The sequence below is a fragment of the Streptomyces sp. NPDC048370 genome (assembly GCF_043200825.1).
Classification (GTDB): Bacteria; Actinomycetota; Actinomycetes; order Streptomycetales; family Streptomycetaceae; genus Streptomyces.
The window spans coordinates 277,043-298,552 of sequence record NZ_JBICYI010000010.1 but is presented as its reverse complement, the minus strand read 5'-3'; the positions used below and the strand labels follow the sequence as shown (position 1 = coordinate 298,552).

Sequence of the window (21,510 nt, the reverse complement as noted above, 5' to 3'; positions counted from 1 at the left end):
GTTGATTTTTGGCACGCTGTTGAGTTCTCAAGGAACGGACGCTTCCTTCGTACTCACCCTCTCGGGCTTTCCTCCGGGCTTTTCCCTTCGGTCTTTCGTGTTTCCAGCTTAGCAGATCCGATTTCCCGTTTCTGCCACCCGCTGGAGCGGGCTGCCGGGCTGTTCTTCGCTTTCGCGTTTCCCTTTCCGGCGATTCCGACTTTATCAGATTCATTCCGGCCGACCTAATCGGTGGCTTTCGTGATTCGAATAAGGAATCGGGGTGGCTCCGTGGAAATCGAATTCCGACCGGAGCGAGAGAGATTCTAGTCGGCCGCCACCGGACTTGTCCAGTCCGAGGCAACCGTTTGAATCTACCTCCCCACGCGCACCGTGTCAACGGTTTTTGTGGGCGAAGAGGAGACTAGCAGGTCAGCGGGGTCGTACGCACATCAGGCGGCGGTGGGCAGCTCGGCGCTGCGGTCCGCGTCGTCGAGGTCGCCCGTCTCACCCGCGCGGGCAGCGCGGCCGCCCAGGACGTAGACGTAGACGAGGAATGCCAGCTCGGCGGCGATGCCGATCGTGATGCGCGCCCAGGTCGGGAGGCCCGACGGGGTCACGAAGCCTTCGATGAGGCCCGAGAGGAACAGGACGACGGCGAGGCCGATGGCCATGCCGACGGCCGCGCGGCCCTGTTTGGCCAGGGCTGCTCTGCGGGTCGTCGGGCCCGGGTCGATGACGGTCCAGCCGAGCTTCAGGCCGGTGCCGGCGGCGACGAAGACCGCCGTCAGTTCGAGAAGGCCGTGCGGGAGGAGCAGGCCCAGCATGATGTCGAGGCGGCCGGCGCCGGACATGAGGCCGATGGCGACGCCGACGTTCAGCATGTTGAGGAAGAGGATCCAGAGCACCGGGATGCCCAGGAACGCGCCGAGGACCAGGCACATGGCGGCGGCCTGGGCGTTGTTCGTCCAGACCTGAGCGGCGAACGAGGCCGCCGGGTTGCTGGAGTAGTACGTCTCGTACTGGCCGCCCGGGCGGGTCATCTCGCGCAGTTCCGCGGGGGCGCCGATGGCGGACTGGACCTCCGGGTGCGTACCGATCCACCAGCCGATGATCACCGCGAGGAGGGTGGAGAGGACGGCCGTCGGGATCCACCAGTGGCGGGAGCGGTAGACGGCGGCCGGGAATCCTGCCGTCAGGAAGGAGACCGCGTCGCGCCAGGAGGATCGGCGGGTGCCGGTGACGGTGGCTCGGGCGCGGGCGACGAGCTGGGTGAGCAGGGGGTCACGGGCACTGGACTGGATCAGGGAGAGGTGCGTCGCCGTCCGCTGGTACAGGGCCACGAGCTCGTCGGCCTCGGCACCGGTGAGCTTGCCGCCGCGGCGCAGGAGGTGTTCGAGGCGGTCCCACTCGGTGCGGTGGGCGGTGACGTAGACGTCAAGGTCCATGATCGGCTGCTGCTCCAGGGCACTGGGTGCGTACGGGTCCGTACTACTGCGGCGCGCTGCGGGTCAGCTTGGCAGACTGTCGTACCGAGGGGCCGGGGTAGGTCGGAGAAGGGTGGGTGCCGTGAGCGGGGTCGTGACGGGGGACGCCGTCGTCCTGGGGTTGCAGCCGGCGCGGCTGCCGAGCCGGGCTCTGGCGCTGTTCCTCGATCTGCTGGTGGTGTGGACGGTCTTCGTTCTCGTCTCGGTCGGGCTCACGATGGCCACGGCTTCGCTCGACGAGGCCGCGCGGATGGCCATGTCGATCGCCACGTTCCTGCTCGTGCTGGTGGGGGCGCCCATCGCCGTGGAGACGCTGTCGCACGGGCGGTCGCTGGGGAAGATGGCCTGCGGGCTGCGGGTGGTGCGGGACGACGGCGGACCGATCCGGTTCCGGCACGCCTTGGTGCGGGGCGCGATGGGGGTCGTGGAGATCCTGCTGACCTTCGGGGTCGTCGCCTGTATCGCCTCGCTCGTGTCCGCCAGGGGGCGGCGGCTCGGCGATGTCTTCGCCGGGACGCTCGTCGTACGGGAGCGGGTGCCGGCGGCGCGGACCGCGTTCGTGCCTCCTCCCCCGCCGTGGCTCGTGGGGCGCTTCACCGAGCTGGATCTCTCCGCCGTGCCGGACGGACTGTGGCTGGAGATACGGCAGTACCTGACGCGGGCGCGGCAGCTGGACCCGGAGGTGGGCCGGCGGATCGCGGAGCGGCTGGCCGACGAGCTGGTCGCGCGGACGGGGACTCCGCCGCCTGCCGGGGTGCCGGCGGACGCCTATCTGGCCGGTGTCGTCGGCGAGCGTCAGGCGCGGGACGCCCGGCGGGCCTTCTCCCCTGTTGCCCCGGCGACAACCGACATGGGGATGGGGACAGGCATGGCTATGGGGCCGTTTTCCCCTTCTGTCGGTGGCTCTCCGGCCGTTCCGTCCGGCGGGGCGGCTTCTTCGGGGGCGCCTGCCGTCGAACCTCCGCGTTCCACCGGGTTCGCGCCGCCGGCCTAGGGCCTTTAGATCTGGGCGTCGGGGAAGACGGACGGCGGGGTGTCGAGGGATTCCAGTTCGATGCCGGGGGCTGCCAGGACCACGTCGCCGGTGATGTGAACCGTGTGCTGTTCGCCCGTGTCCAGGGCGTTGACCTGGTACTCGTCCACCATCAGACGGCCGTTGTCAGTGGCGTGCGCTTCACTGTTCACCAGGGCCCAGGACTGGTCGATCGTGAGGGGGGCGAGCACGGGATCCGTGAAGGCGACGAGCCGGACGCGGGTCGCGGGGGAATTGGGGGTGAGACGCAGCAGTCGTGTGATCGCGACGAGGAACGCCGGGGACGTGCCGGTGAAGGCGTGGGCGCGCACATTGCCTTCGGTGGCGTGGGTTCCGGTGGGGTCCGTACGGACCCAGGTGACGCCGTCGAGGGCGGCGCCGCGGACCTGCCAGCTCGCGGCGTGGAGTTCGAGTCGGAGGGGGCGGCCGAGTTCGTCGATGGCCAGGTCGACGGAGCCGGCGTGGTCGCCCGAGGGGGTGGTGGTCTGTGAGACGTAGCGCCAGCCGGAGGGGCCGGGCGCGCAGTTGAAGTGTTCTTCGCCGAGGGGGGTGTGATCGTGCGGATCATGGAGCGAATAGCGGCCGCGGGGCATGGGTCCTCGGGGTGCTTCGTGGGGCGGCGGTAGGCCCGGGTTCGGGCCGGTCGGACGGGGCAGGCCCCCGACACGGGGGTGCGGGGGCCTGCCTGATTCCTCTACGGGTGCGGGCGACGGGCGTGCGTCAGTGCACGGGCGCCGTCGGTGTCGGCATCAGTAGCGGTAGTGGTCCGGCTTGTACGGGCCCTCGACCTCGACGCCGATGTAGGCGGCCTGCTCGGGGCGGAGGGTCGTGAGCCTCACGCCGAGCGAGGCGAGGTGGAGGCGGGCGACCTTCTCGTCCAGGTGCTTCGGGAGCACGTAGACGTCCGTCGGGTACTGCTCCGGCTTCGTGAACAGCTCGATCTGGGCCAGGGTCTGGTCCGCGAAGGAGTTCGACATCACGAAGGACGGGTGGCCGGTCGCGTTGCCGAGGTTCAGCAGGCGGCCCTCGGAGAGGACGATGACGACCTTGCCGTCGGGGTAGGTCCAGGTGTGGACCTGCGGCTTGACCTCGTCCTTGACGATGCCGGGGGTCGCGGCCAGGCCGGCCATGTCGATCTCGTTGTCGAAGTGGCCGATGTTTCCGACGATGGCCTGGTGCTTCATCTTGGCGATGTCGGACGCCATGATGATGTCCTTGTTGCCGGTGGTGGTGATGAAGATGTCGGCCGTCTCGACGACGTCGTCCAGGGTCGCGACCTGGTAGCCGTCCATCGCCGCCTGGAGCGCGCAGATCGGGTCGATCTCGGTGACGATGACGCGGGCGCCCTGGCCGCGGAGGGACTCGGCGCAGCCCTTGCCGACGTCGCCGTAGCCGCAGACCACGGCGGTCTTGCCGCCGATGAGGACGTCCGTGGCGCGGTTGATGCCGTCGATCAGGGAGTGGCGGCAGCCGTACTTGTTGTCGAACTTCGACTTCGTCACGGCGTCGTTCACGTTGATCGCCGGGAAGAGGAGGGAGCCGGCCTGCTGCATCTCGTACAGGCGGTGGACGCCCGTGGTGGTCTCCTCGGTCACGCCGCGGATCTCGGAGGCGAGCTGCGTCCACTTCTGCGGGTTCTCGCCGAGGGTGCGGTTGAGGAGACGGAGGATGTAGCCGTACTCCTCGCTGTCCGCGGTCGACGGGTCCGGGGCGGAGCCGGCCTTCTCGAACTCGACGCCCTTGTGGACGAGGAGGGTGGCGTCACCACCGTCGTCGAGGATCATGTTCGGGCCACCGGTGGGGGTGTTCGGCCAGGTCAGGGCCTGCTCCGTGCACCACCAGTACTCCTCGAGCGTCTCGCCCTTCCAGGCGAAGACCGGGACGCCGGCGGGGGCCTCGGGGGTGCCGGTCGGGCCGACGGCGATGGCCGCGGCGGCGTGGTCCTGGGTGGAGAAGATGTTGCAGGACGCCCAGCGGACCTCGGCGCCGAGGGCGACCAGGGTCTCGATCAGGACCGCGGTCTGCACGGTCATGTGCAGGGAGCCGGTGATGCGGGCGCCGGCGAGCGGCTGCTGCTCGGCGTACTCGCGGCGGATCGACATCAGGCCGGGCATCTCGTGCTCGGCGAGGGTGATCTCCTTGCGGCCGAAGGTGGCCAGGGAAAGGTCGGCGACCTTGAAGTCCTGCTGGGTGGCGGCAGTCGTCATGACTGGGCTGCTCCTCGTGGATCGGTTTCGAGGGTCGATCGGGCGCGCCTGACACCGCGACATGAGGTGGCGCGGGCACACGAATGCCCGAGCTCTCACACGGTGCAGTCGTCGGAGGCCCTCTCTCCCTCGGCCGGTCCTCGAAGGGACCGCCCGACCGCCATCAGCAGCGACGTCTGGCTGGTCACGAATCTACACCGATCACCGGGGCGACCCACAGTCCGCCTGGTGCGGGGATCGGCCGGATCCTGCCTCGACAGCGGGCCCTGTGGCCCGGGTATCCGGGGCCTTACGCACTTTTGACAGCGTTGCCATCTGAGGCACGATGCTGGGGAACCAGCGGGGGACCCGGCGGATCGCCCGCTGTAGAACCAGCGGGGGATCCGGCAGGGAACCAGCAGCGAGTGCGAGGAGAAGCCTGTGACCAGTCCAGCGAGTGAGGGGCGGCAGGTGAGGCTGCTCGCGGTGACCGCCTGTCCGACCGGTATCGCCCACACCTATATGGCGGCGGAGAAGCTGGCGCAGGCCGCGCAGGCGCTCGGCGTCGAGATCAAGGTGGAGACGCAAGGATCCATCGGGGCCGAGAACGTACTCACTGACAACGATGTCAGGGACGCGGACGGGATCATCATCGCGTCCGACAAGGATGTGGACCGCAGTCGGTTCGTGGGGAAGCGGGTGCTCGCTGTAGGAGTCGCCGAGGGGATTCATCATCCGGAGCGGCTGATCGAGCAGGTGCGGAGTGCGCCTGTGTACCGGCCTGGGGGTGGGGGTACGGCCGCCGAGCCGGTGAGTGGTGGTGGGAAGGAGCGGAGTATTGCTTACAAGGCGCTGATGAACGGTGTCTCGTACATGATTCCGTTCGTCGTGGTCGGCGGGCTGCTGATCGCGATCTCGCTCGCCATCGGTGGGCACGCGACCCCCGACGGACTGGTCATCCCGAAGGACTCCTTCTGGATGGACGTCAACAACATCGGTGTCATCGGCTTCAAGCTGATGGTGCCGATCCTGTCCGGCTACATCGCCTACGCGATCGGCGACCGGCCCGCGCTCGTGCCGGGCATGATCGGCGGCTGGATCGCCAATGACGGTTCGCTGTACCACTCCGAGGCGGGCGCGGGCTTCATCGGAGCGATCGTCACCGGCTTCCTCGCCGGCTATCTGGTGCTGTGGATCAAGAAGGTCCGTGTGCCGAAGTTCGTCCGGCCCATCATGCCGATCATCGTGATCCCCATCGTGGCGACTACGGCCTTGGGACTGTTCTTCATCCATGTGATCGGGCAGCCGATCTCCTGGGTCTTCGAGCATCTGACGAGCTGGCTCGGCGGGATGACGGGGACGAGTGCGATTCTGCTGGGCGCGATTCTGGGGCTGATGATCGCGTTCGACATGGGCGGGCCGGTCAACAAGACGGCGTTCCTCTTCGGCGCGGGGCTCATCGCCACGGGCAACATGACCGTCATGGGCATGTGCGCCGCCGCCATCCCCGTGATGCCGCTCGGCCAGGGCCTGGCGACGCTGATGCGGCGCAAGTTGTACTCGGAGCAGGAGCGGGAGACCGGAATGGCCTCGCTCTTCATGGGCATGTTCGGCATCTCCGAGGGTGCGATCCCCTTCGCGGCGGCTCGGCCGGCTCAGGTGATCCCCGCGAACATACTCGGTGGCGCCGTCGCCGGTGCGATCGCGGGCATGGCCGGGGTGACGGACGCGGTGCCGCACGGCGGGCCGATCGTCGCGGTGCTCGGTGCGGTGGGCGGTGTACCGATGTTCTTCCTGGCCGTTGCCGTCGGCACGGCGGTCACCGCGCTCACCACGAATGCGCTGATCGATATCCGGGAGCGGCGGAATCGGGGTGGCGGTGTGGGGGTGCTTGTGCCGGGTGGGGTTCCGGTTTCTGTTCCTGTTCCACCTGCCGTTGCCGTTCCCGTTCCCGTTCCCGTTGCTGCGGGTGGGGTTCCTGGGGGTGGGGTTGCTTCGGCTGCGGATGTGCCTGCTCCCGTAGCCCCCGTACCCGAGCAGGTGCTGTCCGGGTATCTGACGGGGCAGACCGTGAAGGTGCGACTTTCCGCGGGCGACAAGGACGCCGCGATCCGGGAGATGGCCGCGATGCTCGCCACGACCGGGAAGGTCGCGGACCTCGACGGGCTCGTGCGGGCGGCGTTCGCGCGGGAGGAGCAGGGCACGACCGGGCTCGGCGAGGAGATCGCCATCCCGCACGCCAAGACCGATGCCGTGACGGCGCCGATCGTCGGCTTCGCACGGTCGGACGAGGGTGTGGAGTGGGGTTCCCTGGACGGGACGAAGGCGCGGCTGATCTTCATGATCACCGTGCCGGAGGCTGCCGCCGGCGATGAGCATCTGCGGATTCTGGCCATGCTGTCGCGCAAGCTGATGGATTCGGGGTTCCGGGAGCGGCTGCTTGGCGCGGCGGACGAGGCGGAGGTCCTTCGGGTGCTCGGCGAGGTCGAGTAGGCACGCATACGACAGGGGCCCGGGTCTTGGTGACCTGGGCCCCTGTCGTGCGGGGCCTGGAAGCGGCGCCGCTCGTCGTGGGTTGTGCCCCTCCCCCTAGGGCGTGTTTCGAAAGTCCCGCCTGCCTGGCGACGCCTGGCACGCACGCTCGCCGCGTTGTCGGGATCACCCCGATACATCCAGTATCGGGGCGACCCTCCGCCTTGCGATCGCACGCACCAGACGCCGCCAGGCCTGCCCTTCGGGCAGACGGCGCTACTTTCGAAACACGCCCTAGGACTTTGTTCCAGGGGGACCGCCCGGCGTCAGTGGTCCGGGGTCGGGGTGGCGCCCGGGGACTTGGCCGGGTTTTGGCCTGAGGCTGCTGCCGACTCGCTGTAGATGTCCGGCTCCAGGTAGATGACCCTGGCGATCGGGACGGCGGCGCGGATGCGGTCCTCGGCCGCGTTGATGGCGGCTGCGACCTCGGTGGCCGTCTCGTCGTGGCGGACGGCGACCTTGGCGGCCACGAGGAGCTCCTCCGGGCCGAGGTGGAGCGTGCGCATGTGGATGAGGCGCGTGACCGTCTCGCCGTCGACGACGGCATCCTCGATGAGCTTCACCTGGTCGATGCCCGCGGCCTCGCCGAGCAGCAGCGACTTGGTCTCGGCCGCGAGGATGATCGCGATCGCGATGAGCAGGATGCCGATGCAGAGGGTGCCGATGCCGTCCCAGATGCCGTCACCCGTCAGGAGCGCGATGCCGACGCCGCCGAGGGCGAGGAAGAGGCCGACGAGCGCGCCGAGGTCCTCCAGGAGGACGACCGGCAGCTCGGGGGCCTTCGCCCGGCGGACGAACTGGGTCCACGACAGCCCGCCGCGGATCTCGTTCGACTCCTTGATGGCCGTACGGAACGAGAAGGTCTCGGCGATGATCGCGAAGACGAGGACGCCGACCGGCCAGTACCAGGCCTCGATCTCGTGCGGGTGCTTGATCTTCTCGTAGCCCTCGTAGATGGCGAACATGCCACCGACGGAGAAGAGCACGATCGAGACGAGGAAGGCGTAGATGTAGCGCTCGCGGCCGTAGCCGAAGGGGTGCTGCGGAGTCGCCTCGCGCTTCGCCTTCTTGCCGCCGAGCAGCAGCAGACCCTGGTTGCCCGAGTCGGCCAGCGAGTGGACGCTCTCGGCCAGCATCGAGGACGAACCGCTGAAGAGGAACGCCACGAACTTGGCTACCGCGATCGCTAGGTTCGCGGCGAGCGCCGCCACGATCGCCTTGGTTCCGCCTGACGCGCTCATGGGTGTACGTGTTCCCTTCGTCGGTACTCCGGCACTGCTGCCGCCATTCGGCCGGTCATTGTTGCATCAGGCGACGACGGTGGCGCGGAAGACCGTTCCCGTACCGGACAGTTCGGTCGATTCGCCTGCGGGTACGAAGACGGACTCGCCCGGCGCCAGGGTTACTTCGCCCGCCTTCGGGCGGCCCGCGACGGCCAGCAGGATCTGCGGGGTGGTGGCGGTGACGTCGGTGGGGGCCGCGCCCTCGGCCCGTACGAAGCGGGAGAGGCGGAACTCGTCGATGGGGGTGTCGTAGACCTCCTCGCCCGACGGGGACGCCTCGGGGCGCAGGACGCCCGGGTCGGTCGGCTCGAAGCGGACGATCTTGAGGAGCTCCGGGACGTCGACGTGCTTCGGGGTGAGGCCGCAGCGCAGGACGTTGTCGGAGTTGGCCATGATCTCGACGCCGAGGCCGTCGAGGTAGGCGTGCGGGACGCCCGCGCCGAGGTAGAGGGCTTCGCCGGGCTGGAGTTGGACGAAGTTGAGCAGCATGGCGGCGATGACGCCGGGGTCGCTCGGGTAGTGGTGGGCGAGCGCGGCGTACGGGGCGTGGGCGCCGCCCAGACGGTCGGCGGCGGCCGCGGCCTCGGTGACGGTGTGCGCCATCTCCGCCGGGTCGGCGGTCAGCAGGGCCGTCAGGACCTCGCGCAGCGCCGCCTCTTCGGGGTGGGCGTGCAGCAGGTCGACGTACGGCTTGAGGGAGTCGACGCCGAGCGCGGAGATCGCGTCGGCGGCCTCGACCGGGTCGCGGAAGCCGCAGAGCCCGTTGAACGGCGTCAGGGCGCAGATCAGTTCGGGCTTGTGGTTGGCGTCCTTGTAGTTGCGGTGCGGCGCGTCGATCGGGACGCCCGCCGCCTCCTCGGCGGCGAATCCGGCCTTCGCCTGGGCGAGGTCGGGGTGGACCTGGAGGGAGAGCGGGGCGCCGGCGGCGAGCAGCTTGAGGAGGAAGGGCAGGCGCGGGCCGAACTTCTCGACGGCCGGCGCACCCAGTTCGCGTACGGGATCGGCGTCGACGACCTCGTTGAGCGGTCCGCGCTCCGTGCGGGAGGGGGCGCCGGGGTGGGCCCCCATCCACATCTCGGCCTGGGGTTCGCCGGTGGGCGGGGTCCCCAGGAGTTCCGGGATGGCCGTGGTGGAGCCCCAGGCGTAGGGGCGGACGGTGTTGACGAGGCGGTCCATGGAGCCTTCCAGCTTTCCTCAGTGCGGTGGTGCGGGCTGCGTGATGGAAGTGGCGGTGGGGGCGTCTGGGACGTGGCGGCGTCGTGACGGGGTGGGTGTGTGTACGAGTGGCCTTGTGCGGGTGGGTTTGTGCGGGTTGGTTTGTGCGGGTGGGTGTTCGGGTGGCTTTGTGCGGGTGGCTTTGTGCGGGTGCCTCAGGACGGGGGTGCGATGCCGGCCGAGGCCAGGGAGAGGTAGACCGCGGCGAAGTCCGTCACCGCCAGCAGTTCGGCCAGGATCTCCAGGAGTTCGCCGGCCTCGCCCGGCGCGTCCTCCGGCACCAGCGGTTCCAGCTCGCTGATGGCCGTGCCGTGGCTGAGCGCCAGTTCGCGGGCCGCGGGTGCGGCCGTCAGGCCGCCCGCGGCGGCCGGGCGGTCGCGCAGCAGGACGACCCGGGCGCGCAGGGCCTGCTGTTCGTCGACGCGGTCGCGGAAGAAGTCGTCGGGGTCGGCGCCTGCCGCGTAGTCACCCGCGAGCAGGACGCCGTGGGCGGGCAGGGCCTCCGGCAGTTCGGCGGCGAGTGCGGGCAGGCCGGCCAGTTCGGCCAGGACGGCCGCGAAGCGGCGGCCCACCGGGCCGGCGGCGTCGCCCTCGGTCCAGATCAGCGGCAGCGAGTCGGCGAGCTCGGCGGCGAGCGTCTTGGCCGGGTTGCTGTACGTGGCGATGGCCGGGCCGCAGCGCTCGGCCGTGTGGTCCAGGCGGTCGGCGACCTTCTCCAGCATCTCGGACGGGGCCTCGACGAGGCCGACGCGGTCGAGCAGCGCGAGGAGCGGGGTGAACAGGGCCCACAGCGCGCCGGGTCCCGCGCCGAGGGTCTCCTCGTACTCCGCGGGGCTCTCGTGCGGGGCCATCGCCATCGGGACGAGCAGTCCGCGGGGTGCGCTGACGGTCTCGGCGAGCGGGGAGGTCTTGGGGGCGACGGCGACGACCGTGATGCCGCGCCGGTACGCCTGCTCGGCGAGGAGCGCGAGGCCGGGCTCGGAGCCGTCGGTGGTCGGCATCAGGAGGAGGTCCACGGAGCCCGCCCAGCCGGGCAGGGCCCAGCGCAGGGCGCCGGCGGCGGGCGCTACGCCGGTGGGCTGGAGGCGGATGACGGGGGCGGCGGCGCCGGCGAGGGCGCCGACCAGGTCCGCGACGCCTGCGGCGGCGGTGCCGGGGCCGGCCACGAGGACGGCGCGGGGGCGACCCTCGGGGCTGAGCTCGGAGATTCCGGCTTCGGTGGCGTGCCGGGCGGCGGTCCGCACGCGTGCGCCGGCTTCGGCGGCGCCGCGGAGGAGGCTGCGGCGGTCGGCGAGGGCGAGGGCGTCCGGGGCGTCGAGGAGGGTCTCGTCGAGCATGGGGCGGTGCCTCCGGGTACGGGGCGGGCTCGTGGTGTGCGGGGACGTGCGGCTGCGTGCGGGGCGTGTGGGCCTGGCGTGCGGGTGCGGGTCCGTGGATGGTGCGAGGTCCTGTGCGCCCGGCCTTCGGCCGGGCTTGGTGTTCCTACCCGCACCACCCGTGCAACTCCGAGGTCGGCTGACGGCCCACCTGTGGGTGGTGACTCGCCGTCGGCGGCTGCGGCTTACTGCGGGCGGCGGGCCTCGTCGACCAGCAGGACCGGGATGCCGTCGCGGACCGGGTAGGCGAGGCCGCAGTCGGGGCTGGTGCAGATCAGTTCGGGGGTGTCGGCCGCCGTGCGGTCGTTCAGCGGCGCGTGGCACGCCGGGCAGGCCAGGATCTCCAGGAGGCCGGCTTCGAGCGGCATGAGGTGTCCCTTCGAACAGACGAATGGTGGTGCTGCCCTTTGGGCCAGGTCAGCCTACCGCCGGGGAACGGGCGGCGCGGCTGGGGAGTGTCGTCGAAGCAGCGTCGTCCGCCCGTCGGGCGGGCCCCGCCGGGCACACGGGAGTGTGACGACACTCCCCGGCCGTCCGCGTCGTTCCCCGGCGGGGACGGTCGGTCAGGACGTCGCGCGGACCAGGGTCAGGACGTCGCGCGGACCAGGGCCAGGACCTCGTCGCGGACCTTGGTCATGGTGGCCTCGTCGCGGGCCTCCACGTTCAGGCGGAGGAGTGGCTCGGTGTTCGACGGGCGGAGGTTGAACCACCAGTCCGCCGCCGCCACCGTCAGGCCGTCCAGCTCGTCGATGGTGATGCCGTCCTGGTCCGCGTACGCCGCCTTGACGGCCGCCGCGCGGGCCGACTGGTCGGCGACCGTGGAGTTGATCTCGCCCGATCCTGCGTAGCGGTCGTACGAGGAGACCAGCTCCGACAGGGGCCCGTCCTGGCCACCGAGGGCGGCCAGGACATGGAGCGCCGCGAGCATGCCCGTATCGGCGTTCCAGAAGTCCTTGAAGTAGTAGTGCGCGGAGTGCTCGCCGCCGAAGATCGCGCCCGTCTTCGCCATCTCCTCCTTGATGAAGGAGTGGCCGACGCGGGTGCGGACCGGCACGCCGCCGTTCTCGCGCACGACCTCGGGGACCGACCAGGAGGTGATCAGGTTGTGGATGATCGTGCCGCCGGGGTTCTTCGCCAGCTCGCGGGCGGCGACCAGGGCCGTGATCGCGGACGGGGAGACCGCCTCGCCGCGCTCGTCGACGACGAAGCAGCGGTCGGCGTCGCCGTCGAAGGCGAGGCCCAGGTCGGCGCCCTCGGCGCGGACGCGGGCCTGGAGGTCGACGATGTTGGCCGGGTCGAGCGGGTTGGCCTCGTGGTTCGGGAACGTGCCGTCGAGCTCGAAGTACATCGGTACGAGGTTCAGCGGGAGGCCCTCGAAGACGGTGGGGACGGTGTGGCCGCCCATGCCGTTGCCGGCGTCCACGACGACCTTCAGGGGGCGGATCGCGGTGAGGTCGACCAGTCCCGTCAGGTGGGCCGCGTACTCCTTCAGCGTGTCCCGCTCGGTGATCGTGCCGGCCGTGGCGGCCGCCTCCGGCGCGCCCTGCCGCGACCACTGCTCCACCAGGGCGCGGATCTCGGAGAGGCCCGTGTCCTGGCCCACGGGGGCGGCGCCCGCGCGGCACATCTTGATGCCGTTGTACTGGGCGGGGTTGTGGGAGGCGGTGAACATCGCGCCGGGCAGGTTCAGGCTGCCGGAGGCGAAGTAGAGCTGGTCGGTCGAGCAGAGGCCGATCAGGGTGACGTCGGCGCCGGACCGGGCCGCGCCACGGGCGAAGGCGCCCGAAAGGCCCGGCGACGAGGGCCGCATGTCATGGCCGATCACGATCGCGTCCGCGGCCGTCACCTGGACGAACGCGGCTCCGAACAGCTCCGCGAGCGTCTCGTCCCACTGATCCGGCACCACCCCGCGGACGTCGTACGCCTTCACGATCTGCGACAGATCAGCAGCCACGGAACAACCCTCCTGAATACGCCTGCATCGGCACGCGCGTGCGGCGCGTGTACGGAGGCCCAACCTACCGGGGGCCGTGCGTGGGAGGGCAGAGCGCCTTCGCGGCGGGGACCGGAATCAGTTGTCCGGGGAGCGCAGGACGCGCAGGTGGCCTCGGCGGCCGACCTCCACGGGGTCTCCGCCGCGACCGCCGCCCTTGCCGCCGGCCTCCGCCGCGCGTTCCTGGGGGCGTGCCGCCTCCCGTACCGCGTTGGCGAGGGCTTCGAGGTCGTCACCGCTGGGGCGGGACGGGGCGGAGCCGTCGGAGAGCCGCACGACCTCCCAGCCGCGTGGCGCGGTGAGGCGCTCGCTGTGCTCGGCGCACAGGTCGTAGCAGTGGGGCTCGGCGTAGGTGGCGAGCGGGCCGAGGACCGCAGTCGAGTCGGCATAGACGTACGTCAGTGTCGCGACGGCAGGGCGGCCGCACGCGGTGCGCGAACAGCGACGTACAGGGCTCACGACGTTGGACGGTACCGCACTCTTGAGCGGGCCGCGACGACTCTCCACCACGTCACTCCACCGTGTCGCGGTGTGACCTCGGACACGGACCGTCTTCGAGCGGCCGTCCTGACCTGCGCGTAAGGAGGGGAACGGGGGTGGGGACGGCGGTCGATCCGGACAACGTCCGACGGGAATCCGGTCAACCACGGCCAGATGGCCGATCGCGGGAACCTATGGAATCGAGCCCGCGCTTGGCTGGAATGTTCAAGTATCGACAGACCGGGTGGGGGCGACACCGAGGTGGCACGTGTGCACCACGGTCACGGAACACCGAGGAGAGTTACGCTGCGTCAGTGATGGACAGTCCTGTGCCGCCGCGTCCCTCGTCCCGCTCGGCCGAGTCCCACACGGGCGACTCCCCGGTGAACGAGCCCCGCTCGGGCGAAGTTCTCCCGGGCGGGTCCCGCGCGGGCGAGTCCGGCCCCGCCGAGCCGGGCACCGCCGAGTCCGGCACCGCCGAGGCACGCCCCGATCCGGTGGAGCCCCGGACGCGCCGTCGTGACCGTCATGGCCGCGGGATGCGGGGGCCCGTCGCCCCGCCGCAGGTGCCGTTGTCCACGAGCCGGTCCGACACCTTCCGCGACCTCGTCCTCGACTCCGTGGAGCGCCTGGAGCGGCGCTGGCCGCAGCTCGCGGACGTCGAGTTCATGGTGCTCGACGTGCCGCCCGCCGCGCCCGGCGAGGCGGTGCCGCTGGGCGGCTCCGCTCCGGCGGCGAAGGACGACCCCGCCCGGGTGGTCGTCTACCGGCGGCCCGTCGAGATCCGCTCGAAGAGCCGCGACGAACGGGCGCTGCTCGTCCACGAGGTCGTGGTGGAGCAGGTGGCGGAGCTGCTGGGCCTCTCCCCCGAGTCCGTCGATCCTCGGTACGGGCAGGACTGACGCCCGTACCGGCGGGACTGATGCCCGTACCCGGCGGGACTGATGCCCGTACGGCCCGGCTGATGCCCGGTCCGGGTGACCGGCCCGGGCGTGCGGCCGTCCCTCAGTCGTCCAGGACCGAGAGGTCCTGCTTCGCCGTCGGGACCGCGACCGTGCCGCGGTCGTCCACCAGGGTCTGGACCGTGAACATCGGGATGCCGTCCTCCGGGACCGCCAGCAGGCGGGACGCGTGGACCGGGCCGCCGGAGACCCGCTCGACCGTCAGGGCGTAGGAGCCCTTGAGGCCGGCCGGGACCAGGTCGGTGACCTTCGTCGTCGTCCCCGCCTTGACCGTGACGGTCTTGGAGACCGGCGTGCCGCCCCCCGTACCGGCCGAGGCGGTGACCTTGACCTGGGCCGCCTCGCCCGGCGCCGTCAGCGAGAGCGTCGAGCCCGCCGCGCGGTTGTCGGCGACGGTCGCGCGGGTGCCGATCGCGGCGGTGGCCGGGATGAACGCGACCTCCTGCTTGTCGCCCTTGCCCCGCGTGACGCGCAGCGCCGCCACGAACGGGGTCGACTTCTTCGGGTCCGAGGGGCTGAGCAGCAGGGAGCCGGTCTCGCCCCGGGTGAGGTCCGGGAGGTCGACGGCCGCGGTCATGCCCGACTTCACGTGCAGGGACTGCGCGCTCGCGGGGACGATCGTGCCCGTCTCGCCGACCAGCTGGATCTTCAGCTCGGCGTCGTTCTCGCCGGGGGCGTACGCCACCAGGCGCACCGAGGTCGCGTCGGCCGGGATGCCGGGCAGTACGGCGGTGCCGGCCGGGTCGGCGGAGGCGGGGAGCCAGTCGCTGCCGAGCTTGTCGTCGGCGGCGCCGACGACCGCGCCGACGCGGCCGCTGCGGGTGGTGACGTGGACGGTCAGGTCGGCCGCCGGGGCCTCGCCGGTGAGCGTGGAGAGCAGGACGGGGACGGTGGAGTGGGCCGGGACGGGGATGCCCTCGGTCAGCTGGGACTTCAGCGCGCCCTCGGGGCCGTGGAGCTCGATGTCGGCGACGGCCGCGCTGTCGTCGGGGTTGGTGAGGTGGACGTAGTCCTGGCGCCCCTTGGCCGTGGAGGCGGCCGGGAACCAGAAGTCCGTGTCGGGCGCGGTGCAGGTGACGCCGAGCAGACCGCGCGCGCCGCCCGCCGTGACGACGGTGGTCTGCTGGACGGTCCAGCCGGGCGCGAGGCCGCCGGTGGCCGAACCCGTCAGGGCGGGGGCGGTGGGCCCGTTCGCCTCGGCGGCGACGGGCTTGCCGGGCTGGGTCACGGTCGCCGGGGCCTTGGCGGCGCCGGGCTTCTTCGCCGTGGTGCCGCCGGGGGTGGCGGCGGTCGGGGCGGCCTTGAGCTGGGCCGTGGCGGGGGAGGCCTGGGCGGCGGCCGTGGAGGAACCGCTGCCGGTGGTCCCCGGGGTGTACGAGGTGTAGTCCGTCTCGGCCAGCTCGGAGCTGCTGGGCGCCGGGCAGAGCAGGCTGGAGCGCTCCACGGGCAGCTTCGCCGGGGCCTTGGCGCCGACGGAGGTGGAGCCGTCGGGGGCGGTCAGGGCGGCGAAGCCGGTGACGGCGGCGAGGGCGGTGGCGGCCGCGATCAGGGAGAGGGTGGTCCGCTTCACTGGTTGCTGCTCCCGTCGGGACGCTGCTCGGTCTCGTAGCCGTACGCGTACGGGTCGTAGGCCTGCGGCTCTTCGTAACCCTGCTGCTGCTCGTAGCCCTGCTGCTGTTGCTGGTACTGCTCGTACTGCTGCTGTTGCTGCGGGTCGTAGCCCTGCTGGGGGTACTGGTCGTACTGCTGCTGGTACGGGTCGGTGCCGTAGTCGGCGTACTGCTGGGGCTGCGCGTAGTAGCCCTGCTGGGCGTACTGGTCCTGCCGGCCCTGCCACTCCTCGGCGGCGTACGGCTGCTCCTGCGGTACGGGGACGGGCTCGGCGAAGCCCTGAGGCTGGGGCTGGGGCTCGAACTCCGCTTCCTGGTCACGGCCCTGCTCGTACCCCTGGACCTGGTCCTGCTCCTGCTGCTGAGCGGCTTCGGCTTCCGCTTCCGCCGCCGCGCGCAGGCGGCGGGCACGGCGGCCGTCGCCCTCCATCGCCTGGGCGGGGATGACGACCTCCTCGTCCGGCAGGTCGTCGTCGATCTCGCGGCGCCGCCCGGGCAGGGCGAGGACGAGCAGGACGACGGCGAGGCCGACCTGGGTCCAGATCCACAGCGTGTGGGTGAGCGGCTGGTCGTACGTGAGGTCGAGCCTGCCGCCGTCGGCGGGGAGTTCGAAGCCCTGCGCCCAGCCGTCGACGGTGGTCTTCTTCAGCTCCTTGCCGTCGAGGGTGGCGGTCCAGCCCTCGTCGGCACGGTCGGCGATGCGCAGGACGCGGCCGGCGGGGCCGGCCGGGATCTTCGTGTGCGCCTCGACGGGTCCCGCGGCGACGGCGACCGGCTTGGCCGCCGCGTCGGAAGCCCCCGCGTCGGCCTGCGCGTCGGCCCCCGTCTCGCCCTTCGTCCCGCTCTTGGCGGCGGGGACGATGGTGGCGCGGGCGACCACGCGCTCACGGTCGACGCTCCAGAGGGCGCTGCCGTCGAGCTGGCTGAGCCGGCTGAGGCCGGGGGTGGCGTCGAGGACGCGGCCCATCTCGCGCGGCGCCCCGTCCCGTACGAGGACGTAGCGGATCGCGAAGCCGCTGAGCTCTTCGGTCTGGTCGGCGCCGGAGCCTGCCACGAGGTGGGCGACGACCTTGTCCAGGCGGGCGTCGCCGCCGGCCTCCGCGGCCAGTTCGGCGTCGCCGAGGCGGCCGCCGGAGCCGCGGACCAGGGTGTACGCGACCTCGCCCGGCGAGGTGCCGCCGAGGACGAGGGTGCGGGGCTGGTCGTCGGTGTCGCTCTCCTCCGCGACGAACGCCGGGACCTGGACCGGGTCGCGCCGGGTCAGCGGGCCGTCGGCACCGCCGATCATCCAGCCGACGGCGGCCACGACCGGGCCGAGGGCGGCGGCGAGCGCGATGAGGGCGGCGACCGGCTGGCGCCAGCCGAAGCCGTGGGCGGCGACGCGGGTCCGTCCGTACTCGGCGCCGATCATGCCGGCGGCGAGCAGCGCCGTGCCGTAGACGAGGGTGGCGGGGCCGGCCCAACCGGTGCCGTCGGCGCCGTTGGAGAGCGCGGCGAAGAGGAGGCCGACGAGGGCGGCGGTCCAGGCGGCGAGGACGGCGAACCGGCGCTCCTCGCGCAGCAGTCCGGCCAGGGCGGCGAGGACGATGCCGATGAGGAGGAGGCCGCCGGTGGTGCCCGGGCCGCCGGGGCTGATCCCGAGCAGGTCGAGGGCGGAGGCCGTGCCCGTACGGATGTCGAGTCCTGCCTCGCGCAGGAAGGCGGAGGGGCTGGTCAGCAGCGAGAGCGACCAGGGGGCGAGGACGAGGATCGGGGTGCCGACGGTGGCGAGGAAGCGCAGGCCGTAGGCGGCGATGTCGTCGCGGCGCAGCGCGAGGACGGCGAGGCCGAGGACGACGGCGATCGGCCAGACGATCGGCGTGAACGCCATCGTGAACGTCAGCAGGAAGGTGTACGCCCAGGTGGCGCGCCAGCTGCCGCGGGTCGAGCCGCCGATGCCGCCGGTCAGTCCGTGGGCGGCGACGGCGGCGCGGGCGATGAGCGGGAGCAGGATCGCGAGGACGGCGGTGCCGAGGCGGCCGGCGGCGAGGGCGCCGGTGGCGGCGGGCAGGAAGGCGTACGCGATGGCGCCCCAGGCGCGCAGCAGCGCGGACTCGACGATCGGGCGGGCGGCGAAGTAGGCGGTGAAGCCGGCCAGCGGGACCGAGCAGACGAGCAGCACGGTGAGCGCGAAGGAGGTGGAGCCGAGGAAGAGGGTGGAGAGTCCGGCGAGGACGGCCAGGTACGGCGGTGCGGTCTGGGTGCCGCCGGCGCCGAGGGCGTGCCAGCTGTCCGCGTACCGTCCCCACAGCTCGGAGACCGTGTCGGGGGCGGGCAGCAGGACGCCGCCGGCGAGGGAGCCGCCGCCAAAGAGGCCGCGGCAGGCGACGACGGCGATGACGAGGAGGAGGGCGAAGAGGACGGGCCCGGGTTTGCGGGCGATCTTCTTGAGCCGGGCGAACTGCTCGACTTCGAGGAAGTCGGCGTCGTCGCCGCCTGGGCCGGTTTCGACGGCTCCGTGCCGCGAGCCGCCGGAATCGGCGTCGGAGCCGCCGAAGTTCGCGACGACCTGTTCGGCGGCGGCGCGGATCGTGGCGCCGGGCGGCGGGAAGAGCGGGCGGAGTTCGCTCGCGGCGACTGCCGGGTTCTTGCGCCGCTTGCGGGCGGCGAGGATCTTCTCGGGGCGCAGCAGGGTGGCGAAGAGGCCCATGACCTCGTCGACGGCCTGGCCGGGGACCTTGCCGACGAGGTAGGCGAGGGTGCGCAGGAGCGTGCCGAGGACCAGCCGGATCAGGACGTACGGCAGGGTGGCGCCGCGGCTGTTGGCGAGGAGGGTGTAGACGGCGCCGGCCTTGTCGACGCGGTGCGGGTTGGCGACGGAGCGGCCGGCGCAGTCGACGGTGCGGCGTTCGCGGGCGGAGGCCTCGGCGTGCCGCAGGACGGCGTCGGGGGCGACGAGGACGCTGTGGCCGGCGGCGTGGGCGCGCCAGCAGAGGTCGACGTCGTCGCGCATGAGGGGCAGGCGGCGGTCGAAGCCGCCGAGCTCCTCGAAGACGTCGCGGCGGATGAGCATGCCGGCGCTGGAGACGGAGAGGACGGAGCGGACCTGGTCGTGCTGGCCCTGGTCCTGCTCGCGACGGTCGAGGCCGGTCCAGCGGCGGCCGCTGCGGGCGATGGAGACGCCGGCTTCGAGCAGCTGCCTGCGGTCGTACCAGCCGCGGAGCTTGGGTCCGACGACGGCGGCGTACGCGTCCGCGTCGGCGACGCGCAGGAGCTCGGTGAGGGCGTCGGGCTCGGGGGCGCAGTCGTCGTGGAGCAGCCAGAGCCACTGCACGGGCTCGCCGTGCGGGAGTTCGGGCAGGTCGTACGCCTCGTCGCTCCAGGTCCTGCTGACCGGGTCCCAGCCGCTGGGGCGCTTCAGATACGTGAGTTCCTCGGGTCCGAGCACGGGGGCGGTGCGGGCCGCCTCCTCGACGGCGGCGCCGAAGCCCGTACGGCGGGCCAGGTGCAGCACGCGGTCGGCGCCGATCGACTCGGCGAGCAGCCGCGCGGAGTCGTCGGCGCTGCCGGTGTCGGCGGCGACGACGTTCTGCACGGGGCGTTCCTGCGCGAGCAGCCCGGCGAGGGCGTCCGGCAGCCAGCGGGCGCCGTCGTGGGCGACGAGCACGGCGGTGACGACGTGTCGCGGAAACTCAGGAGTTGAGGACATCGAGGTACGGGCCCTCCGGCCGGGGGGGGTCGCCCGCGGGGGGCGTGGGTGCGTCTCGGACGGGGCCCCACACTAACGGCTGTCAAGAAAACGGTCCGCCCCCTGTGGACAGAGCACAGGGGGCGGACCGTTCGATGTGTACGGGTGTGGGTGGTTCGGAGGGCGGGTGGTTCGGCGGGTGAGTGCCGAAGCCGCCGGGTCGTGCGTCGGGCCGGGCGTCGGGTCAGACGGCGGCCTTCTTCAGGCGGCGGCGTTCGCGTTCGGACAGACCGCCCCAGATCCCGAATCGTTCGTCGTTCTGGAGGGCGTACTCCAGGCATTCGGAGCGGACCTCACAGGCGAGGCAGACCTTCTTGGCCTCGCGGGTCGAGCCGCCCTTCTCGGGGAAGAAGGACTCGGGATCGGTCTGGGCGCACAGCGCGCGCTCCTGCCAGCCGAGTTCCTCGTCCGCGTCCTCGACCAGCAGTTCCTGGAACAACTCGGTCATGTGCGCCCCTCGTCTGTCTTCGCGTCCCCGTGATGTTGCCGTTACCGATTCCGGCCGAACGACACGAGTGAAATTACAAGTTCGTGCTCTGTGCGAGTCAAGCCGGAATCTGCTATTGGGCCCGGTATTCACTCTGCGGAACCAAGGCTATGCGGAAAGTGTTCAAATCACCAAAAACCTGACACATGCCACTGGCCTGGCCACACCGTCCCCTCTCGCAGAGAGAGACGTCCGGAGCGTGGATCTTGTTGCGATCCAGCCACGGAAGCGATCCGGATCACAGTCTGATCACAGGACCTCAGCTGCGTTTACGGGCACGGATGTTGCGCCATGTCTCCCGCTCAGCGGCTGCACAAACCTTTCTCCGGGCGCTGTAACCGGATGAGGTGAAACATTACCCCCAAAACGGGCATTGGGTTGACAGTCGGGTGGCCCGCCCGTCACCTTTGGTGGCATGCCAGCGACCTCAGCGCCCTCCGCGACCCACGCCCGTGGGTTCCGCCGCGCTGTCCAGGCGCGCTGTTGCTGTTGCTGTTCCAGCTGTTGATGCCCCCGAGCTCCAGCGCCTTCTCTCCGCGTCACCCGCGTTTCCCGCGTTGCCCCGCGTGACCCCCTGCACGACTCCCGTGTGACCCCCCTGCACGACTTCTGTTACTGCCGAGGAACCACCGCACCCATGAACAGCGACAGCGACCTTCAGATCGCCGGCGACATCCTCGAGGTCCCCCACCTCCTGCAGCCCGCCCGCGAGCACCCCGCCACCGTGGCCGAGTTCGTCGGCCTCGCCCACTCCATCGCCGCCGACCGCGCGCAGTGGGCCCCGCACGTCGAGTACGACGCCACCACCCGCTGGTACCACCGGCTGCGCACCGGCCCCGGCTACGAGGTCTGGCTGCTCTCCTGGGTGCCCGGGCAGGGCAGCGGACTGCACGACCACGGCGCCTCGTCAGGCGTACTGACCGTGCTTCAGGGCGAGCTGACGGAGCGTACGGAGAGGGGCGTACGGAAGCTCGACGGGGGCGCGACGCGGGTCTTCGCGCCCGGGTACGTCCACGAGGTCGTCAACGACTCCCTCGAACCGGCGGTCAGCCTGCACGTCTACTACCCGGGCCTCACCGAGATGCCCATGCACGAGTCCCGGCAGGCGCAGTGCGCCCCGATCTCCCCCGGTGTCGTACCGGCCTGACACACTGATCCAC

At 71.6% G+C, this 21,510-nt stretch carries 17 protein-coding genes; 5 read left to right on the top strand and 12 right to left on the bottom strand.

Annotation, left to right across the window (positions count from 1 at the left end):
- A partial coding sequence (locus ACGFYP_RS22925) for a hypothetical protein (RefSeq protein ID WP_393496480.1) occupies positions 1 to 228 on the top strand: 228 nt, incomplete at its 5' end.
- Between the two features lie 203 nt (positions 229 to 431).
- Here the strand turns inward: ACGFYP_RS22925 and ACGFYP_RS22920 are convergent.
- A complete protein-coding gene (locus ACGFYP_RS22920; protein WP_393496477.1) occupies positions 432 to 1,427 on the bottom strand; it encodes a stage II sporulation protein M in 996 nt (331 codons plus the stop codon).
- 121 nt (positions 1,428 to 1,548) lie between these two features.
- On the opposite strand from ACGFYP_RS22920, the gene ACGFYP_RS22915 reads away from it, so the two are divergent.
- Entirely contained in the window at positions 1,549 to 2,460 is a 912-nt protein-coding gene (locus ACGFYP_RS22915; RefSeq protein WP_393496474.1) for an RDD family protein, read from the top strand.
- A gap of 5 nt (positions 2,461 to 2,465) precedes the next feature.
- Here ACGFYP_RS22915 and ACGFYP_RS22910 read toward each other — a convergent pair whose 3' ends face one another.
- Together ACGFYP_RS22910 and ahcY are read right to left on the bottom strand one after the other, a co-directional pair.
- The gene (locus ACGFYP_RS22910; RefSeq protein WP_393496471.1) at positions 2,466 to 3,092 is read right to left on the bottom strand and encodes a hypothetical protein; all 627 of its coding nucleotides are present in this window, start codon (positions 3,090 to 3,092) and stop codon (positions 2,466 to 2,468) included.
- 156 nt (positions 3,093 to 3,248) lie between these two features.
- Positions 3,249 to 4,706, bottom strand: coding sequence for an adenosylhomocysteinase (gene ahcY / locus ACGFYP_RS22905; protein WP_393496468.1), 1,458 nt, complete (start codon positions 4,704 to 4,706; stop codon positions 3,249 to 3,251).
- 501 nt (positions 4,707 to 5,207) lie between these two features.
- Here ahcY and ACGFYP_RS22900 point away from each other — a divergent pair.
- On the top strand, positions 5,208 to 7,178 hold the full coding sequence (locus ACGFYP_RS22900) for a fructose-specific PTS transporter subunit EIIC (protein WP_393496524.1): 1,971 nt from the start codon (positions 5,208 to 5,210) through the stop codon (positions 7,176 to 7,178).
- Positions 7,179 to 7,483: 305 nt separating this feature from the next.
- On the opposite strand, the gene ACGFYP_RS22895 is transcribed toward ACGFYP_RS22900, so the two are convergent.
- The 6 genes from ACGFYP_RS22895 to ACGFYP_RS22870 all read right to left on the bottom strand — a co-directional run bounded on the left by ACGFYP_RS22895 (position 7,484) and on the right by ACGFYP_RS22870 (position 13,591).
- Positions 7,484 to 8,458, bottom strand: a complete 975-nt coding sequence (locus ACGFYP_RS22895; protein ID WP_393496465.1) for a cation diffusion facilitator family transporter — start codon at positions 8,456 to 8,458, stop codon at positions 7,484 to 7,486.
- A 66-nt stretch (positions 8,459 to 8,524) separates the two neighbouring features.
- The gene (gene manA / locus ACGFYP_RS22890; RefSeq protein WP_361961005.1) at positions 8,525 to 9,676 is read right to left on the bottom strand and encodes a mannose-6-phosphate isomerase, class I; all 1,152 of its coding nucleotides are present in this window, start codon (positions 9,674 to 9,676) and stop codon (positions 8,525 to 8,527) included.
- A gap of 194 nt (positions 9,677 to 9,870) precedes the next feature.
- On the bottom strand, positions 9,871 to 11,052 hold the full coding sequence (locus ACGFYP_RS22885; protein WP_393496461.1) for an SIS domain-containing protein: 1,182 nt from the start codon (positions 11,050 to 11,052) through the stop codon (positions 9,871 to 9,873).
- A 224-nt stretch (positions 11,053 to 11,276) separates the two neighbouring features.
- Positions 11,277 to 11,459 carry a Trm112 family protein gene (locus tag ACGFYP_RS22880; RefSeq protein WP_361961009.1) on the bottom strand — a complete coding sequence of 61 codons (183 nt, stop codon included), beginning with the start codon at positions 11,457 to 11,459 and terminating at the stop codon, positions 11,277 to 11,279.
- Positions 11,460 to 11,677: 218 nt separating this feature from the next.
- Positions 11,678 to 13,045, bottom strand: a complete 1,368-nt coding sequence (locus ACGFYP_RS22875) for a phosphomannomutase/phosphoglucomutase (protein ID WP_393496457.1) — start codon at positions 13,043 to 13,045, stop codon at positions 11,678 to 11,680.
- A gap of 117 nt (positions 13,046 to 13,162) precedes the next feature.
- Positions 13,163 to 13,591, bottom strand: a complete 429-nt coding sequence (locus tag ACGFYP_RS22870; protein WP_393496521.1) for a DUF3499 domain-containing protein — start codon at positions 13,589 to 13,591, stop codon at positions 13,163 to 13,165.
- Between the two features lie 470 nt (positions 13,592 to 14,061).
- Here ACGFYP_RS22870 and ACGFYP_RS22865 point away from each other — a divergent pair, with 470 nt between their 5' ends.
- Entirely contained in the window at positions 14,062 to 14,466 is a 405-nt protein-coding gene (locus ACGFYP_RS22865; protein ID WP_361961279.1) for a metallopeptidase family protein, read from the top strand.
- Between the two features lie 103 nt (positions 14,467 to 14,569).
- On the opposite strand, the gene ACGFYP_RS22860 is transcribed toward ACGFYP_RS22865, so the two are convergent.
- From ACGFYP_RS22860 to ACGFYP_RS22850, 3 genes are all read right to left on the bottom strand, one after another.
- The gene (locus tag ACGFYP_RS22860; protein ID WP_393496454.1) at positions 14,570 to 16,096 is read right to left on the bottom strand and encodes a DUF5719 family protein; all 1,527 of its coding nucleotides are present in this window, start codon (positions 16,094 to 16,096) and stop codon (positions 14,570 to 14,572) included.
- Positions 16,093 to 19,824 (bottom strand): glycosyltransferase, encoded by a 3,732-nt coding sequence (locus ACGFYP_RS22855; RefSeq protein ID WP_393496451.1) that lies wholly within the window; start codon positions 19,822 to 19,824, stop codon positions 16,093 to 16,095. Before ACGFYP_RS22855 ends, ACGFYP_RS22860 begins: the two co-directional genes overlap by 4 nt.
- A 223-nt stretch (positions 19,825 to 20,047) precedes the next feature.
- On the bottom strand, positions 20,048 to 20,311 hold the full coding sequence (locus ACGFYP_RS22850) for a WhiB family transcriptional regulator (RefSeq protein WP_015033978.1): 264 nt from the start codon (positions 20,309 to 20,311) through the stop codon (positions 20,048 to 20,050).
- 676 nt (positions 20,312 to 20,987) lie between these two features.
- Here ACGFYP_RS22850 and ACGFYP_RS22845 point away from each other — a divergent pair.
- Positions 20,988 to 21,497 carry a cysteine dioxygenase family protein gene (locus tag ACGFYP_RS22845; protein ID WP_361961017.1) on the top strand — a complete coding sequence of 170 codons (510 nt, stop codon included), beginning with the start codon at positions 20,988 to 20,990 and terminating at the stop codon, positions 21,495 to 21,497.
- The last annotated feature ends 13 nt before the right edge of the window (positions 21,498 to 21,510 follow it).

What these genes read in the sequence shown, in the direction of transcription:
- ACGFYP_RS22885 (WP_393496461.1), bottom strand. Translation starts at nt 11,052, where the DNA reads ATGCTCGACGAGACCCTCCTCGACGCCCCGGACGCCCTCGCCCTCGCC.
- ACGFYP_RS22895 (WP_393496465.1), bottom strand. Translation starts at nt 8,458, where the DNA reads ATGAGCGCGTCAGGCGGAACCAAGGCGATCGTGGCGGCGCTCGCCGCG.
- ACGFYP_RS22910 (WP_393496471.1), bottom strand. Translation starts at nt 3,092, where the DNA reads ATGCCCCGCGGCCGCTATTCGCTCCATGATCCGCACGATCACACCCCC.
- ACGFYP_RS22855 (WP_393496451.1), bottom strand. Translation starts at nt 19,824, where the DNA reads ATGTCCTCAACTCCTGAGTTTCCGCGACACGTCGTCACCGCCGTGCTC.
- ahcY (WP_393496468.1), bottom strand. Translation starts at nt 4,706, where the DNA reads ATGACGACTGCCGCCACCCAGCAGGACTTCAAGGTCGCCGACCTTTCC.
- ACGFYP_RS22920 (WP_393496477.1), bottom strand. Translation starts at nt 1,427, where the DNA reads ATGGACCTTGACGTCTACGTCACCGCCCACCGCACCGAGTGGGACCGC.
- ACGFYP_RS22900 (WP_393496524.1), top strand. Translation starts at nt 5,208, where the DNA reads ATGGCGGCGGAGAAGCTGGCGCAGGCCGCGCAGGCGCTCGGCGTCGAG.
- ACGFYP_RS22850 (WP_015033978.1), bottom strand. Translation starts at nt 20,311, where the DNA reads ATGACCGAGTTGTTCCAGGAACTGCTGGTCGAGGACGCGGACGAGGAA.
- ACGFYP_RS22845 (WP_361961017.1), top strand. Translation starts at nt 20,988, where the DNA reads ATGAACAGCGACAGCGACCTTCAGATCGCCGGCGACATCCTCGAGGTC.
- manA (WP_361961005.1), bottom strand. Translation starts at nt 9,676, where the DNA reads ATGGACCGCCTCGTCAACACCGTCCGCCCCTACGCCTGGGGCTCCACC.
- ACGFYP_RS22880 (WP_361961009.1), bottom strand. Translation starts at nt 11,459, where the DNA reads ATGCCGCTCGAAGCCGGCCTCCTGGAGATCCTGGCCTGCCCGGCGTGC.